The sequence below is a fragment of the Roseivivax sp. GX 12232 genome, from assembly GCF_021272185.1.
In the GTDB taxonomy this organism is placed as follows: Bacteria; Pseudomonadota; Alphaproteobacteria; order Rhodobacterales; family Rhodobacteraceae; genus Roseivivax.
Genome location: NZ_JAJSEC010000002.1, coordinates 25,317 through 38,528, shown reverse-complemented (window position 1 = coordinate 38,528; position 13,212 = coordinate 25,317). Strand labels below are relative to the sequence as shown.

At 70.1% G+C, this 13,212-nt stretch carries 12 protein-coding genes; 11 read left to right on the top strand and 1 reads right to left on the bottom strand.

Features of this window, described 5'->3' with window-relative positions:
• The first annotated feature begins 67 nt into the window (after positions 1–67).
• From LR948_RS04135 to LR948_RS04110, 6 genes are all read left to right on the top strand, one after another.
• Positions 68–1,099 (top strand): glycosyltransferase family 2 protein, encoded by a 1,032-nt coding sequence (locus LR948_RS04135; protein ID WP_232752681.1) that lies wholly within the window; start codon positions 68–70, stop codon positions 1,097–1,099.
• On the top strand, positions 1,096–1,722 hold the full coding sequence (locus LR948_RS04130; protein WP_232752679.1) for a sulfotransferase family protein: 627 nt from the start codon (positions 1,096–1,098) through the stop codon (positions 1,720–1,722). The genes LR948_RS04135 and LR948_RS04130 overlap by 4 nt, the downstream gene beginning before the upstream one ends.
• Entirely contained in the window at positions 1,719–4,181 is a 2,463-nt protein-coding gene (locus tag LR948_RS04125; RefSeq protein WP_232752678.1) for a glycosyltransferase family 2 protein, read from the top strand. Before LR948_RS04130 ends, LR948_RS04125 begins: the two co-directional genes overlap by 4 nt.
• Positions 4,181–4,867 carry an FkbM family methyltransferase gene (locus LR948_RS04120; protein ID WP_232752676.1) on the top strand — a complete coding sequence of 229 codons (687 nt, stop codon included), beginning with the start codon at positions 4,181–4,183 and terminating at the stop codon, positions 4,865–4,867. Before LR948_RS04125 ends, LR948_RS04120 begins: the two co-directional genes overlap by 1 nt.
• A gap of 4 nt (positions 4,868–4,871) precedes the next feature.
• Entirely contained in the window at positions 4,872–5,921 is a 1,050-nt protein-coding gene (locus LR948_RS04115; RefSeq protein ID WP_232752674.1) for a glycosyltransferase family 2 protein, read from the top strand.
• Between the two features lie 116 nt (positions 5,922–6,037).
• Complete coding sequence (locus LR948_RS04110; protein WP_232752673.1) at positions 6,038–7,045, top strand: phosphoadenosine phosphosulfate reductase; 1,008 nt, start codon at positions 6,038–6,040, stop codon at positions 7,043–7,045.
• Positions 7,046–7,058: 13 nt separating this feature from the next.
• On the opposite strand, the gene LR948_RS04105 is transcribed toward LR948_RS04110, so the two are convergent.
• Positions 7,059–7,334, bottom strand: coding sequence for a hypothetical protein (locus LR948_RS04105; RefSeq protein ID WP_232752672.1), 276 nt, complete (start codon positions 7,332–7,334; stop codon positions 7,059–7,061).
• 129 nt (positions 7,335–7,463) lie between these two features.
• Between LR948_RS04105 and pyrC the strand changes: the two genes are divergently transcribed.
• The 5 genes from pyrC to LR948_RS04080 all read left to right on the top strand — a co-directional run bounded on the left by pyrC (position 7,464) and on the right by LR948_RS04080 (position 13,171).
• Positions 7,464–8,498, top strand: coding sequence for a dihydroorotase (gene pyrC / locus LR948_RS04100; protein ID WP_232752670.1), 1,035 nt, complete (start codon positions 7,464–7,466; stop codon positions 8,496–8,498).
• 71 nt (positions 8,499–8,569) lie between these two features.
• On the top strand, positions 8,570–9,250 hold the full coding sequence (locus tag LR948_RS04095; protein WP_232752669.1) for an orotate phosphoribosyltransferase: 681 nt from the start codon (positions 8,570–8,572) through the stop codon (positions 9,248–9,250).
• 473 nt (positions 9,251–9,723) lie between these two features.
• Entirely contained in the window at positions 9,724–11,214 is a 1,491-nt protein-coding gene (locus LR948_RS04090) for a replicative DNA helicase (RefSeq protein WP_232752668.1), read from the top strand.
• Between the two features lie 531 nt (positions 11,215–11,745).
• Positions 11,746–12,780, top strand: a complete 1,035-nt coding sequence (alr, locus tag LR948_RS04085; RefSeq protein ID WP_232752667.1) for an alanine racemase — start codon at positions 11,746–11,748, stop codon at positions 12,778–12,780.
• A 1-nt stretch (position 12,781) separates the two neighbouring features.
• Complete coding sequence (locus tag LR948_RS04080; protein ID WP_232752666.1) at positions 12,782–13,171, top strand: hypothetical protein; 390 nt, start codon at positions 12,782–12,784, stop codon at positions 13,169–13,171.
• Positions 13,172–13,212: the final 41 nt, after the last annotated feature.

The window sequence follows — 13,212 nt, the reverse complement described above, 5'->3', positions numbered from 1 at the left end:
GACCGCCCGCCGCACAAGGGGCACGAGGGGCCGGGCAGATGAGCCGCGCGGGCAGAGGAGCGCAGTCATGCGGATAACCGCCGTGACCTGCGTGAAGAACGAAGGGCCGTTCCTGCTGGAATGGATCGCGTTCAACCGCCTGATCGGGGTCACCGACTTCCTGATCTATTCCAACGATTGCACCGATGGCACCGACGCGCTGCTCGACGCGCTGGCCGCGCGCGGCGGGCTCACCCATCTGCCGAACCCCGCCGAGGGGCGCAACTACCAGATGGAGGCGCTCAAGGCCGCGGCCCATCGCCCCGAGGTGCAGGAGGCCGACTGGGTCTGGATCGCCGATGTCGACGAGTTCCTGAACATCCACGCCGGCGACCACAGCATCCCCGCGCTGATCGCGGAGGCCGGCGACCCGCAGGCGATCTCGGTCAGCTTCCAGTTCTTCGCCAATGACGGCGTGGAGAGCTTCGAGGACCGCCCGGTCATCGCGCAGTTCACCCGCAGCCACAATCCCGACCTCTGGTGCGCCGAGACCGCGATCGAGGTGAAGACCCTGACCCGGCGCGACTTCCCGCTGCAATACTACGGCGCGCATCGGCCGTTCTTCCGCAAGGGCCTGCCCGAGCACAAGCGCCCGCGCTGGACCGATGGCGCCGGGCGCGCCGTGCCCGAGAAATTCCTGCTGGCCGCCAATCCCCGCCGCATCCGGCGCTTCCCGGCCCAAGGTGCCCGCAGCCTCGCGACGCTCAACCACTACGCGCTGCGCTCGCTCGACAGCTACCTGGTCAAGAACGACCGGGGCGACGTGAACCGCGTGCACAGGGCCTTCGACGACACCTACTGGCGCGAGCGCAACGACCCGGCCTGGCAGGACCTCTCGATCCAGCGATACCTGCCGGCGCTTGAAGAGGCATTGGCGGCGCTGAAATCCGACCCCGAGATCGGCGCGCTGCATGCCGACTGCGTGGCCCGCCACCGCGCGCGGCGCGACGCGCTCCTGCAGGACCCGGAGTATCGCGCGCTCCGCGACGCGCTGCGGACCGCCCCGGCGCTGCCGCCGGGCGAGGAAGAGCTGATCGCCGAACTGGGGCTCACCGCATGAGCCGGCTGCGGGTGATCAACCTCGGGCTGCCGAAATCCGGCACCACGACGCTTGGCAAGGCGCTGAGCCGGGCGGGGCTCCTGGTCGCCGACTGGAAGATCCGCCCCGGTCAGGGCAGCGCGCCCGAGCTGCAGGACCAGCTTGTCGGGCGGCTTCTCTACGAGGATTACTTCGCCACCGGCGACCCGCTGGCGCGCAGCGCCGAGTTCGACGCCTTCTCCGAGATCAGCGCCGTCGGCGGCGGCGAGAGCTTCTGGCCGCAGTTCGACTACGGGCTGCTCATGGCCATCGCCCGGCACCACCCGGGCACCCGCTTCCTGCTCTCGCACCGCGCGCCCGGCGCCATCGTGGAAAGCATGATGGCCTGGCGCAATCTCGGCACGGCGCGGCTGCCGAAACACGCGGTCCCGGGGCTGCCGGCCGGTTTCGGCACCGAGCCCGCGCATCTCGAACGCTGGGTGGCAGGGCATTACGCCTACCTGCGGGCGGCCTTCGGCGGGCGGGCGGATTTCCTCGAATACGAGATCACCGACCCGGAGGCGCCCGCGAAGATCGGCGCCTTCCTCGGGCGCGAGCTGCCCTGGTGGGGCCATGCCAACGAGCGCAGCGAGGCGGCGCGGTGAGGATCGTGCTGCACATCGGCCCCGAGGCCGGGCCCGCCGACCGGCTGCAGCGCGTCTTCGACGCCAAGCGCGCGCAGCTCGCGGGCAAGGGTGTGCTCTACGCCCGCTCGCCCGGGGCGCGGAACCACACGCGGCTCTTCATGGCGGTCTCCGACCCCGAGGCGGTGGACAGCCTGCGCTTCAACCGGGGCTTCACCCTGCCCGAGAAACAGGCCGCGCTCTGCGCCGAGGTCGCCGCCGGCCTCGCCGCCGAGGTGGCGCGGGTCCAGCCCGAGGTGCTGGTGCTCTCCTGTCACCAGCTTGGCTCGGCGCTGGCGCGGCAGAGCGAGCGGGCGCGGCTGCAGGCGCTCCTCGCGCCGCTGTCGGACGACATCACCGTTCTGGCCCAGATCGACGACCCGGCGCGGATGCTGGCACGGGCCTATGCGGCGCAGGTGATCGAGGGTCGGGCGCGGCCGCTCGATGCCGACCTGGCGCTTCTGCAGGCGGAAAGCTGGTGGGACGCCGCGCTTGCCGACCGGCCCGCCCCCGCGCCCGAGCGCGGGCGCTTCGCCGAGGTGCAATCGGCGCCCTTCTGGATCGACACGGCGCGGCTCGTGGCGGAATGGGACGCGGTCTTCGGGAAAGGCGCGACGCGGCTCTGGGGGCTCGACCCAGAGGCGCTCTGGTCCGAGGCGGCGCCCGAGGCGCTGCGCGCGGCGCTGGACCTCGCGCCGAGCTTCGGCAAGGCCGAGCCCGCCGCGCCGCCCGCGCCCCCGCCCGAGGCCTGGCTGAGCCGCGCGCGGGCCTTCAACGCGCTGGTGCTGCGGCTCTTGGAAAACCCCGAGACAATCCTCGCCCGCCCGCTCTGGCGCAAGCTCGTGATGGAGATGAAGCTCCCCGGCCCGGGGCTCGACCCCGGCGCGCTCTCCCCGGTCTCGGAGCGTTTCGCGCCGGACCTCGCGCGGCTCGCCGAGGCGCATCCGCTGTTGGCGGGCCCGGCGCTCACCCCGCCGCCCCCCGCGCCCCTTTGGCAGGAGGCCGACCCGGGCTTCGGCTTCCGCGCGACGCAATACCTCCTGGCCGCGCGCTGGCGTATCGAGAAGGCGGCGCGCGAGGAACGGGCGGCCAAGGCGGCGGAGCTTTCCGCGCTTTCCGAGGGGCTGCCTGTCGGTGACGGGACAAAGGACCCCGGGCCCAGCGCGGTGCCTGCGGGTGACGGCGACAGGACAAAGGGCAAAGGGACCGTCACCACGCCCACCAATGGTGGGGACACCATGAACGGCATCGCGCCCGGCGCCTCCGACACCACCAGCCCCCTCCCGCCGCTCGCACGGCAGAAGTTCGTCCAGCTCCAGGGCTCGCCCTTTGCCCCGCACAACCGGCTGGGCGCGGTCGACGAGGAGGCGCTCGCCGCACCCTATCCGCACGTCCCGCCCCGCGTCCTGCCCGAAGGCTCCACCGGCCGGGTGATCGTCGGCTGCATGAAGAACGAGGCGCCCTATATCCTCGAATGGATCGCCCATCACCGCGCCATCGGGGTCGATCACTTCCTGATCTACACCAATGACTGCAGCGACGGCACCGATGACCTGCTCGACCGGCTGGACGCGCTGGGGATCGTCACCCACCGCCGCAACGACGCCTGGAAGGGCAATTCCCCCCAGCAGCACGCGCTGAACCAGGCGCTGAAAGAGGAGGTGATCTGCCGCTCGGAGTGGATCATCCACATCGACGTGGACGAGTTCATCAACGTGCGCTGCGGCGACGGCACGCTCGACGCCTTCTTCGCCCGGGCGCCCGAGGCGACCCATGTGGCGATGACCTGGCGGCTCTTCGGCCATTCCGGCGTGGCGCATCTCTCGGACGGGCTGGTCACCGAAGAATTCGACCAATGCGCCCCGCGCTTCTGCCCGAAGCCGCACACGGTCTGGGGTTACAAGACCATGTCGCGCAACATCGGGGCCTATGCCAAGCTGTCCTGCCACCGGCCCAACAAGCTGGCCGAGGGCGCCGAGGCGCGGGTGCGCTGGGTCAACGGCTCGGGCCAGGACATGACCCAGGAGGCGCTGCGGAACGGCTGGCGGTCCTCGAAGAAATCCATCGGCTACGACCTTCTGCAGCTCAACCACTACGCGCTGCGCTCGGCCGAGAGCTTCCTGATCAAGCGCCAGCGCGGGCGGGCGCTGCATGTCGACCGCTCGATCGGGCTGAACTACTGGATCCGTATGGATTGGTCCGGCGCGCGCGACATCACCATCCAGCGCAACCTGCCGCGGCTCCGGGCCGAGCGGGAGAGGCTCCTGGCCGACCCGGCGCTGGCGCGGCTGCATAGCGAAGGGCTCGACTGGCACCGGGCCAAGGCGCGCGAGCTGCACGCCATCCCCGAGTTCGAAGAGCTCTACCAGCGCGCGCTGCGGCTCGAGCTGACCGAGATGGAGCGCGTCGCCTATGCGCTCGCCCTGGACCTGGAGAGCTGATGCCGGAGACCCGCGAGATCATCGAGACCCCGCAGGGGCTGCGCTTTCCCCGCACCGAGGTGCTGACCCCGGGGCTCGAGAAGCGACTGCGGGCGGGCAGCTACGAGGCCCGCGAGGCTGAGGCCGTGGGCCGCCTGGTGCGGCGCGGCGACCGGGTGCTGGAGCTCGGCGGCGGCATCGGCTTCATGTCGACGCTCATGGCCACCCGCCGCCCGCTCGAGGCGCTCGAGACCTTTGAGGCGAACCCCCGGCTCCTGCCCTACATCCGGCAGGTGCACGCGCTGAACGCCGCCGCCCCCGCCGAGGCGGTCAACGCGGTCCTCAGCACCGGAGCGACGGGCTCGGTGCCCTTCTACCTGCGCGGCAACCTCCTGGCCTCCTCGCTCGATCGCGGGGTCGACGAAGATCAGATCACCGAGACCTGCGAGGTGCCCCAGCAGCCCATCTCCGAGGTCATCGCGCGGCTGCGCCCGACCTTCCTGGTCTGCGACATCGAAGGCGCCGAGGCCCAGCTTCTGCCCGCGGCCGACCTCTCGGGCCTGCGCGCCGCGGTGATCGAGCTGCACCCCCAGTGGATCGGCCAGCCCGGGGTGCAGGCGGTCTTCGACGCCATGGCCCGCGCCGGGCTGAGCTATTTCCCCCGGGTCTCGCAGGGCAAGGTCGTCAGCTTCAAGAGGGACTTCTAAGCCTTTGCATATCCTGGGTATTCTCTGTGTCCGCAACGAGGCGGCCTATCTGCTCGACTGGCTCTCCCATGTCCGGGCAGCGGGCATCACCCATGTGCTGGCCTATTCCAACGATTGCGCCGATGGCACCGAGGCCATGCTCGACCGGCTGGCGGAGCTGGGGCATCTCACCCATGTCCCGAACCCCGGGCCCTACGACAAGGGCGGCATCCAGTTCACCGCGCTCAAGGACGCCGCGCGGCGGGCCGAGCTGAAGCGCGCCGACTGGATCCTGCCGCTCGACATCGACGAATACATCAACGTCCACATGGGCGCGGGCACCCTGCCCGACCTGATCGAGGCGCTGCCCGAGGCCACGGCGATCACCCTGACCTGGCGGCTCTTCGGCAATGCCGGAACGGTGCGCTACGAGGATCGCCCCCTGCCCGCCCGCTTCACCCGCGCCGCGCCCCGGGTGCTGCACTGGCCCTGGCGCGCGGCGATGTTCAAGACGCTCTACCGCAACGACGGCGTCTATCGCGGCCCCGGCGTGCACCGGCCGCGCGGGCCGAAACCCGACCGGATCGCCGAGGCGCGCTGGTTCGACGGCAGCGGACGGGCGCTCGACGCGCAGTTCGCCGAGCGGCGGATCTTCTCGGACTTCGGGCAGGACAACCACGCGCTGGCGCAGCTCAACCACTACCCGCTGGCCTCGATGGAGGAATACGTGCTCAAGGCAGACCGCGGGCGGGCGGTGCATTCCGATGACCTCCTGGGGCTTGATTACTGGGTCGAACGCAACTTCGCCGCCGAAGAGGACCGCAGCCTCGACCGTCTCGCCCCCCGCGCCGCCGAGATCCGCGCCGAGCTGGCGGAGGATCCGACGCTGGCCCGGCTGCACGCGGAGGCCGTCGCCTGGCGCCGCGCGCACTTCGAGGCGCTCATGCTGCAGGAGCCCTACCGCGCGCTCATGGGGCGGCTCCTCATGGCGCCCCTCAGCCGCGAGGTCAGCGCCGAAAGCGCGCGCACGCTGAAAGCCTATGGCCTCAAGGCGCGCGAATTGGGCCGCGACTAGGCAGCGCCCCCTTTGAATTTCCGCGCAACAGGCGCATTTTGAACAAATTGACGGGCGAATGTCCCGCTTCGAAAGCGTCGCCCGAAGAACGCCCGCGAATGAGGACGAGTGGCCCCATGCCCGAAGGACATCCCTGGAACGTCGAGCTGACCGGTCTCGATTATCCGACCTGGCGGTCGCGGCTCGAGACCGTGGGCGAGGCCTTGGGATTCTTCGAGCCTTTGGGGTCGAAGCACCACGCGCTGTTCCACGAGGAGGGCGACACGCTGCTCGTGAGCTTCGAGAGTTTCGCGGGCATCGGCGCGCTCAGCGAGAGCTGCCGCCCGCTCGGGCTCGAAGTGGCCGAGACCAACGGCTGGTCGCTTCTCTCGGTGGTCTCCAAGAACGACACCTGGTTCCGCGCCGAAGAGGTCTACGCCTTCTTCGACCAGCTCACCGACGACGGCTTCTTCGACGATTTCGACCGGGTGCTGTTCTACGGCGCGGGCCCCTGCGGCTATGCCGCCGCGGCCTATTCGGTCGCCGCCCCGGGTGCGGTGGTGGTGGCGCTGCAGCCGCAGGCGACGCTCGATCCCCGGGTGACCGAATGGGACGAACGCTTCACCGAGCAGCGGCGGATGACCTTCACCGACCGCTACGGCTATGCGCCCGACATGATCGAAGGCGCCGAGCGCGGCCATGTGATTTACGACAGCCGCGAGCCGCTCGACGCGATGCATGCGGCGCTCTTTCACCGGCCCAACGTGATGCGCCACCGGGTGCCCTTCCTCGGCACCACGCTGCAGGCCGCGCTGATCGAGATGGAGGTGCTGGACGAGATCCTCACCGCCGCCGCCGAGGGCGACCTGACACGGCTGAGCTTCGCCCGCTTCCTGCGCGCCCGGCGCGACTACGGTCCCTACCTGCGGCGTCTGCTCGCGCGGCTGGAGATGGACCAGAGGCTGGAACTGGTGCGCATCCTCTGCGAGTTCGTGACCGCCCGGAAGACCGCGCCGCGTTTCCGCCGCAGGCTGCGCGCCCTGCGCCGGATCGAGGGCGAGAGCGGCGAAGGCGAGGACCCCGAGGGCTCGGGCCCCGGCGCGCCCGCCGGTCCGGGCGACCCCGAGGTCGCCGCCGCGCGCTGAGCGGGGCTTCGCCTCAGTTCCGCCGGGCGGCGATGGCGGCGCGCAGCTCTTCGTGGAAATAGCCCACCAGACCGCCCGCGATCAGCGGCAGCGGGTGCTGGTCGGCGCGCAGCACCCACAGAAGCGCCGAGGCCGCCGCCAGGGCCAGCGCGAAGCCCAGCACCCGGCGCCCGGCCTCGTCGGGCAGGCGTTCCTCGGGCAGGTTGCGCCAGAGGAACTCGGTCAGGCGGGGCAGGAGCGGCTCGACCGCGTAGCCCGCGGCGGCGGCGACAAGCAGGGTCAGGATCATCTTCGGCGCGCCTCCTGGCTGGGGATCTCTGCCCCGGTTGTGCCCGATCCGTCCCGCCCGCTCAATCGCGTTCGCGCGGGCCGGGCATGACGCTGGCGCGGCGGCGGGGCGCGTGCTAACGCCAGCGCCATGAGCACGCTGACCCTCCGCCGCCCCGACGACTGGCACCTGCATCTGCGCGACGGCGCGATGCTGAAGGCCGTCCTGCCCGAAACCTCCCGGCATTTCGCCCGCGCGATCATCATGCCGAACCTGGTGCCCCCGGTGGTCACCGGCGCCGAGGCCGCGGCCTACCGCGACCGCATCCTGGCCGCCCTGCCCGAGGGTGCGGATTTCGAGCCGCTGATGACGCTCTACCTCACCGAGGACACCGACCCCGCCGACGTCCGCGCTGCGCATGAGAGCGGGCTGATCAAGGCGGTGAAGCTCTACCCGGCGGGCGCCACGACCAATTCCGCCTCAGGGGTGAAGGATTTTGACCTGGTGCGCGGCACGCTCGAGACCATGGCCGAGATCGGCCTGCCGCTCTGCGTGCACGGCGAGGTCACCGACCCCGCGGTCGACATCTTCGACCGCGAGAAGGTCTTCATCGACCAGGTGCTGGCGCCGCTGCGCGAGGCGACCCCGGGGCTGCGGGTGGTCATGGAGCATATCACCACCCGCGACGGCGTGGCCTATGTGCGCGCCGGCGGGCCCGACCTCGCGGCGACGATCACCACGCATCACCTGGTGATCAACCGCAACAACCTGCTCGTCGGCGGCATCCGCCCGCATTACTACTGCCTGCCCGTGGCCAAGCGCGAGATCCACCGCCTGGCGCTGCGCTCTGCGGCCACGAGCGGCGAGAGCTGCTTTTTCCTCGGCACCGACAGCGCCCCGCATGTGGATGCCGCGAAAGAGACCGGCTGCGGCTGCGCGGGCTGTTTCACCGCCACCAACACGCTGTCGATCCTGGCCGAGGTCTTCGAACAGGAGGACGCGCTCGACCGGCTCGAGGCCTTCGCGTCGCTCAACGGGCCGGGCTTCTACGGGCTGCCGCCCAACGAGGCGCGCATCACGCTGCAGAAGGGCGAGCCGGTCGACTACCCCGCCAAGATCGAGAGCGGCGACGGGCCGGTGACGGTCTTCGACCCGGGCTTCCCGCTGCATTGGCGGGTGAGCTGAACCGCACCCTTCCCCCGCCGGAGCTTTCGGGCTAACCGGACGGAAACGCGCGACTTGATACGAGGCCCGACATGATCCCCACGAGCTATCCCGCAGCCGAGGAAATCGCCCGTCTGACCGCGGCGATGCTGCTCGACATCGAGGCGGTGAACTTCAACACGCGCGAGCCCTACACGCTGGCCTCGGGCCTGCCCTCGCCGTCCTATATCGACTGCCGGAAGCTGATCTCCTTCCCGCGCATCCGCGCCACGCTGATGGACTTCCTGACCATGACGGTGATGCGCAACGCCGGGCTCGAGGCCTTCGACAACGTCGCCGGCGGGGAGACCGCGGGCATCCCCTTCGCCGCCCTGGTCGCCGAGCGGATGGAACTGCCGATGACCTATGTGCGCAAGAAGCCCAAGGGCTACGGGCGCAATGCGCGAATCGAGGGGGCGATGAGCGAGGGGCAGCGGGTGCTCCTGGTCGAGGACCTGACCACCGACGGCGGCTCGAAGCTCTCCTTCGTCGACGCGATCCGCGAGACCGGGGCGAGCTGCGGGCATACGGCGGTGATCTTCTACTACGACATTTTCCCCGAGACGCCGAAGACCCTGGCTGATCACGGCGTGGAACTGCACCACCTCTGCACCTGGTGGGACGTGCTGGCCGAAGCGCGCCGGCGCGAGGCCTTCGACGCCGAGACCCTGGCCGAGGTCGAGAGCTTCCTGAACGATCCCCGCGCCTGGCAGGCCGCCCGCGCGCAGGGCTGAGGCCCGGGGGCGGGAACGCGGGACGGGCCGCGGCCCGAGAGGCTCTGGGCGCCTAGAGGCGGTGTCCGAGACCTGTCCCGACGGGCCAACCTCGGGGCGCGTTATTCCCTTAAAGGCATAGGGTGCCCGACACCTTCAGCCGCTCCGAATCCATGCCCAACTCGACCTGAAAACCCCGCTCGGGCTCTTGCCGAAACCGACCACCGACCCGCACCGCTCACCGCGCGCGCCTCGCAGTGACCCACCGCAATGCGTGCCGGGTCGCGCCAGGCGGAACGCTATGTTTCCCGGCAGGATGACGCCAAGACAAAGGCCCCGCCCCGACCAGATGTTGACGCAGCCCCTGCCCTGACCGCAAGATGAACCCCAATCGGGGTTGTCCACAAGCTATCCCCAGAAAGATACAAGTTGATTGAAATGCCGCCGGAATCTATTCCCTCACTCCTGACCGATGTGACCTCCGAGGGGCAGGAATGAACGAGATCACCTCCTTCAACGCCACCGGCGCCGAGATCCAGTCTCCCGACACGATGCCGCATTCCATCGAGGCCGAGCAGCAGCTGCTTGGCGCGGTGTTGACCAACAACGACATCTACGACCGGGTCGCCTCGGTGATCTCGTCGAAGCATTTCTACGACCCGGTGCATGCGCGCATCTTCGAGGTCGCCGCCGCGCGGATCGCCAAGAACAACCTCGCCTCGCCGGTCACCCTCAAGGCCTTCATGCAGGACGACGAGGGGCTGAAGGAACTGGGCGGGCCGAACTACCTGGTGCGGCTCGCGGGCGCGGCGGTCTCGTCCTTCGCGGTGCGCGACTACGCGCAGATGATCTACGACCTCGCGGTGCGCCGCGACCTGATCGGCCTCGGGCGGGAAATCTCGGAGAAGGCCGCCAAGGTGGACGTGGCCTCCGAGCCCAAGGAACAGATCATCGAGGCCGAACAGGCGCTCTACCGGATGGCCGAACAGGGCCAGGCCGAACAGGGCTTCGTCTCCTTCCTGCGCGCGGTCACCGACGCGGTGAACGTCGCCAATGCCGCCTACCAGCGCGACGGCGGGCTGGCGGGGATCTCCACCGGGCTCATCGACCTCGACAAGAAGCTCGGCGGTCTGCACAAGTCGGACCTTCTGATCCTCGCCGGGCGCCCCTCGATGGGCAAGACCTCGCTCGCGACCAACATCGCCTTCAACGTCGCCAAGGCCTACAAGCGCGGCACCCGCCCCGACGGCACCGAGGGCGCGATCGAAGGCGGCGTCGTGGGCTTCTACTCGCTCGAGATGTCGGCCGAACAGCTGGCCGCGCGGATCCTGTCCGAGGCCGCCGAGGTGCCCTCGGAGCAGATCCGCCGCGGCGACATGACCGAAGAGGAATTCCGCCGCTTCGTCGAGGCCGCGAAATCGCTCGAGGCCTGCCCGCTCTACATCGACGACACCGCCGCGATCCCGATCGCCCAGCTCGCCGCCCGGGCGCGGCGGCTGAAGCGGACCCATGGGCTCGACGTGCTGATGGTCGACTACCTGCAGCTGGTGCGCGGCTCCGGCAAGGGCGACAACCGGGTGCAGGAGATCGCCGAGATCTCCATGGGCCTGAAGGCCATCGCCAAGGAACTCGACATCCCGGTGATCGCGCTCTCGCAGCTCTCGCGGACCGTGGAGAGCCGCGACGACAAGCGCCCGCAGCTCTCGGACCTGCGGGAATCGGGCTCGATCGAGCAGGACGCCGACGTGGTAATGTTCGTCTTCCGCGAGGAATATTACGCCGAACGCGAGAAGCCCTCGGACGACAACCTCGAGAAGATGGCCGAATGGCAGGAGCGCATGGAGCGCCTGCACGCCAAGGCCGAGGTGATCATCGGCAAGCAGCGCCACGGGCCGATCGGCTCGGTGGAACTGTCCTTCGAGGGCCAGTTCACCCGCTTCGGCAACCTGGTGAAGCCCTGGCAGCAGGATCAGGGCGGCTTCTGAGGCGGGGCGCTTCGGGGGGGTTCTGGGCGTTTTCTTGGTGTGTGCAGGGGCTCTGCCCCTCTTGGCGGCTGGCGCCGCCAATTCACCCCGAGGGTATTTTTGCCAAGATGAAGGGTGGAAGGGTGCGCGGCCTTGCGGGCGGGGCACCTTGGTGGGTCTCGGTGAGCGCTTGTGGCTGGCCGGGGGTGCGGTTTGGGGGCGGTGCGCCCGGGGGGATTGCGCTGGGTGCTTGTTGGTGGCGGCGGAGGGGGTGTCCGGCGGGCGGCGCGCCGGGTTGGGCGGCTTTCGGGGGCCCGGGGGCGGGCGCGCCCGGTGGCGCGGCGGCGCGCGGGATCTGCGGGCGCGTCTGTTGCCGAGAGGGGGGCGCGGCGCCGACGGTCCCTGTGAAGCGGCGGTCCAATGCGCGCCCAGGCCCAGGGGTTCGGCCCCTGCCCGAGGCGGCAGCGGAATGCTGCGCCGGGCGCGTTCCGGGCGGCCTGGCGGGGCAATTTGCGGCTTGACGCTGCGGCCCGCCGTGCCATGACACGGGGCATGCAACCGACCCTGACCATCGACCTCGCCGCGCTCAAGACCAACTGGCGCGATCTCGACCGGCAGAACACCGGGGAAACGGCGGCGGTGGTCAAGGCCAATGCCTATGGTCTGGGCGCCGACCGCGTGGCCCCGGCGCTGGCCGAGGAAGGCGTGCGCAAGTTCTTCGTGGCTCTCGCCGAGGAAGGCGTCGCGCTGCGCCGCATCCTCGGGCCGGGCCCCGAGATCAGCGTCTTCTCCGGCCATATGCCCGGCGATGCCGAGCTGATCCGCGAGGCCGACCTGGTGCCCATGCTGAACAGCATCGACCAGATGCTCATGCATGTGGAGACCCTGCCCGGCCATCCCTTCGGCGTGCAGCTCGATTCGGGCATGAACCGGCTCGGCATGGAGCCCGCCGAATGGGCCGCGCTGCGCGAGATCGCCCTGGCGCAGAAGCCGCGGCTGGTGATGAGCCACCTGGCCTGCGCCGACGAGCCCGCCCACGAGATGAACCCGCGCCAGTTGCAGAGCTTCCGAGAGATGGCCGCGGGGCTCGAGGCGCCGCTGTCCCTGGCGGCGACGGGCGGCATCCTGCTTGGCCCCGAGTATCACTTCGACCTGGCGCGGCCGGGCATCGGGCTTTACGGCGGGCTGCCCTTCATCGACGCCCAGCCGGTGGCCTATCTCGACGTGCCGGTGATCCAGGTCCGCGAGGTCGCGCCGGGCGAAAGCGTGGGCTACGGCAACACCTGGGTGGCCAAGCGCCCGACCCGGGTCGCCACCATCGCGGCGGGTTATGCCGACGGGGTGCTGCGCGGCATGGGGCCCGAGCTTTACGCCTTTGCCGGCGAGACCCGCTGCAAGGTGCTGGGGCGGATCTCCATGGATCTCATCGGCGTCGATGTCACCGAGGCCGAGACCCTGCCCGACCATGTCGAGCTTCTGGGTCGCCACCAGTCGATCGACACGCTGGCCGATGCCGCCGGCAGCATCGGCTACGAGATCCTGACCGCGCTCGGCGCGCGCTACGCGCGGCGCTACACCGGCGGCTGAGATGGAAAACGCCTTCAGCCCCGATCCGCTGCTCCTGACGCTGATCTTCGTGAAGCGCTTCGTCTTCCTCGAGGTGCTCCTGGTGCTGGCGGTGCTGCGCTTTGCCCTCGCCGAAGGCGCCGCGCGGCTTGTCGCGCTGGGGGTGGCGCTTCTCTGTGCGCTGTTCATCCTGGTGAGCTTCGCGCCGGCGCTCGGGCTGCAGGGCCTGCCGTTTTACGGCGAGCTCTCGCGCCTCATGGCGGCGGGACAGGGGCTGCGGCTTCTGTTTGGGCTCTCGGCGCTGTTCTTCCTTTCGGCGCTTCTGCCGAGCCGCGCGCGGGGCTGGATCGACCTGGCACATATGGCGCTTCTGACGGGCTTTCTGGGGCTCTGGGCGGCCAGTCTGGCCTGAGCCATTCCCGAAGGTTTCCGGCTGAGGGACAAACGTGGCAT

Coding starts and splice junctions, on each gene's coding strand:
- LR948_RS04110 (WP_232752673.1), top strand. CDS start 6,038: ATGCCCGAAGGACATCCCTGGAACGTCGAGCTGACCGGTCTCGATTAT.
- pyrC (WP_232752670.1), top strand. CDS start 7,464: ATGAGCACGCTGACCCTCCGCCGCCCCGACGACTGGCACCTGCATCTG.
- LR948_RS04130 (WP_232752679.1), top strand. CDS start 1,096: ATGAGCCGGCTGCGGGTGATCAACCTCGGGCTGCCGAAATCCGGCACC.
- LR948_RS04105 (WP_232752672.1), bottom strand. CDS start 7,334: ATGATCCTGACCCTGCTTGTCGCCGCCGCCGCGGGCTACGCGGTCGAG.
- alr (WP_232752667.1), top strand. CDS start 11,746: ATGCAACCGACCCTGACCATCGACCTCGCCGCGCTCAAGACCAACTGG.
- LR948_RS04120 (WP_232752676.1), top strand. CDS start 4,181: ATGCCGGAGACCCGCGAGATCATCGAGACCCCGCAGGGGCTGCGCTTT.
- LR948_RS04090 (WP_232752668.1), top strand. CDS start 9,724: ATGAACGAGATCACCTCCTTCAACGCCACCGGCGCCGAGATCCAGTCT.
- LR948_RS04095 (WP_232752669.1), top strand. CDS start 8,570: ATGATCCCCACGAGCTATCCCGCAGCCGAGGAAATCGCCCGTCTGACC.
- LR948_RS04135 (WP_232752681.1), top strand. CDS start 68: ATGCGGATAACCGCCGTGACCTGCGTGAAGAACGAAGGGCCGTTCCTG.
- LR948_RS04080 (WP_232752666.1), top strand. CDS start 12,782: ATGGAAAACGCCTTCAGCCCCGATCCGCTGCTCCTGACGCTGATCTTC.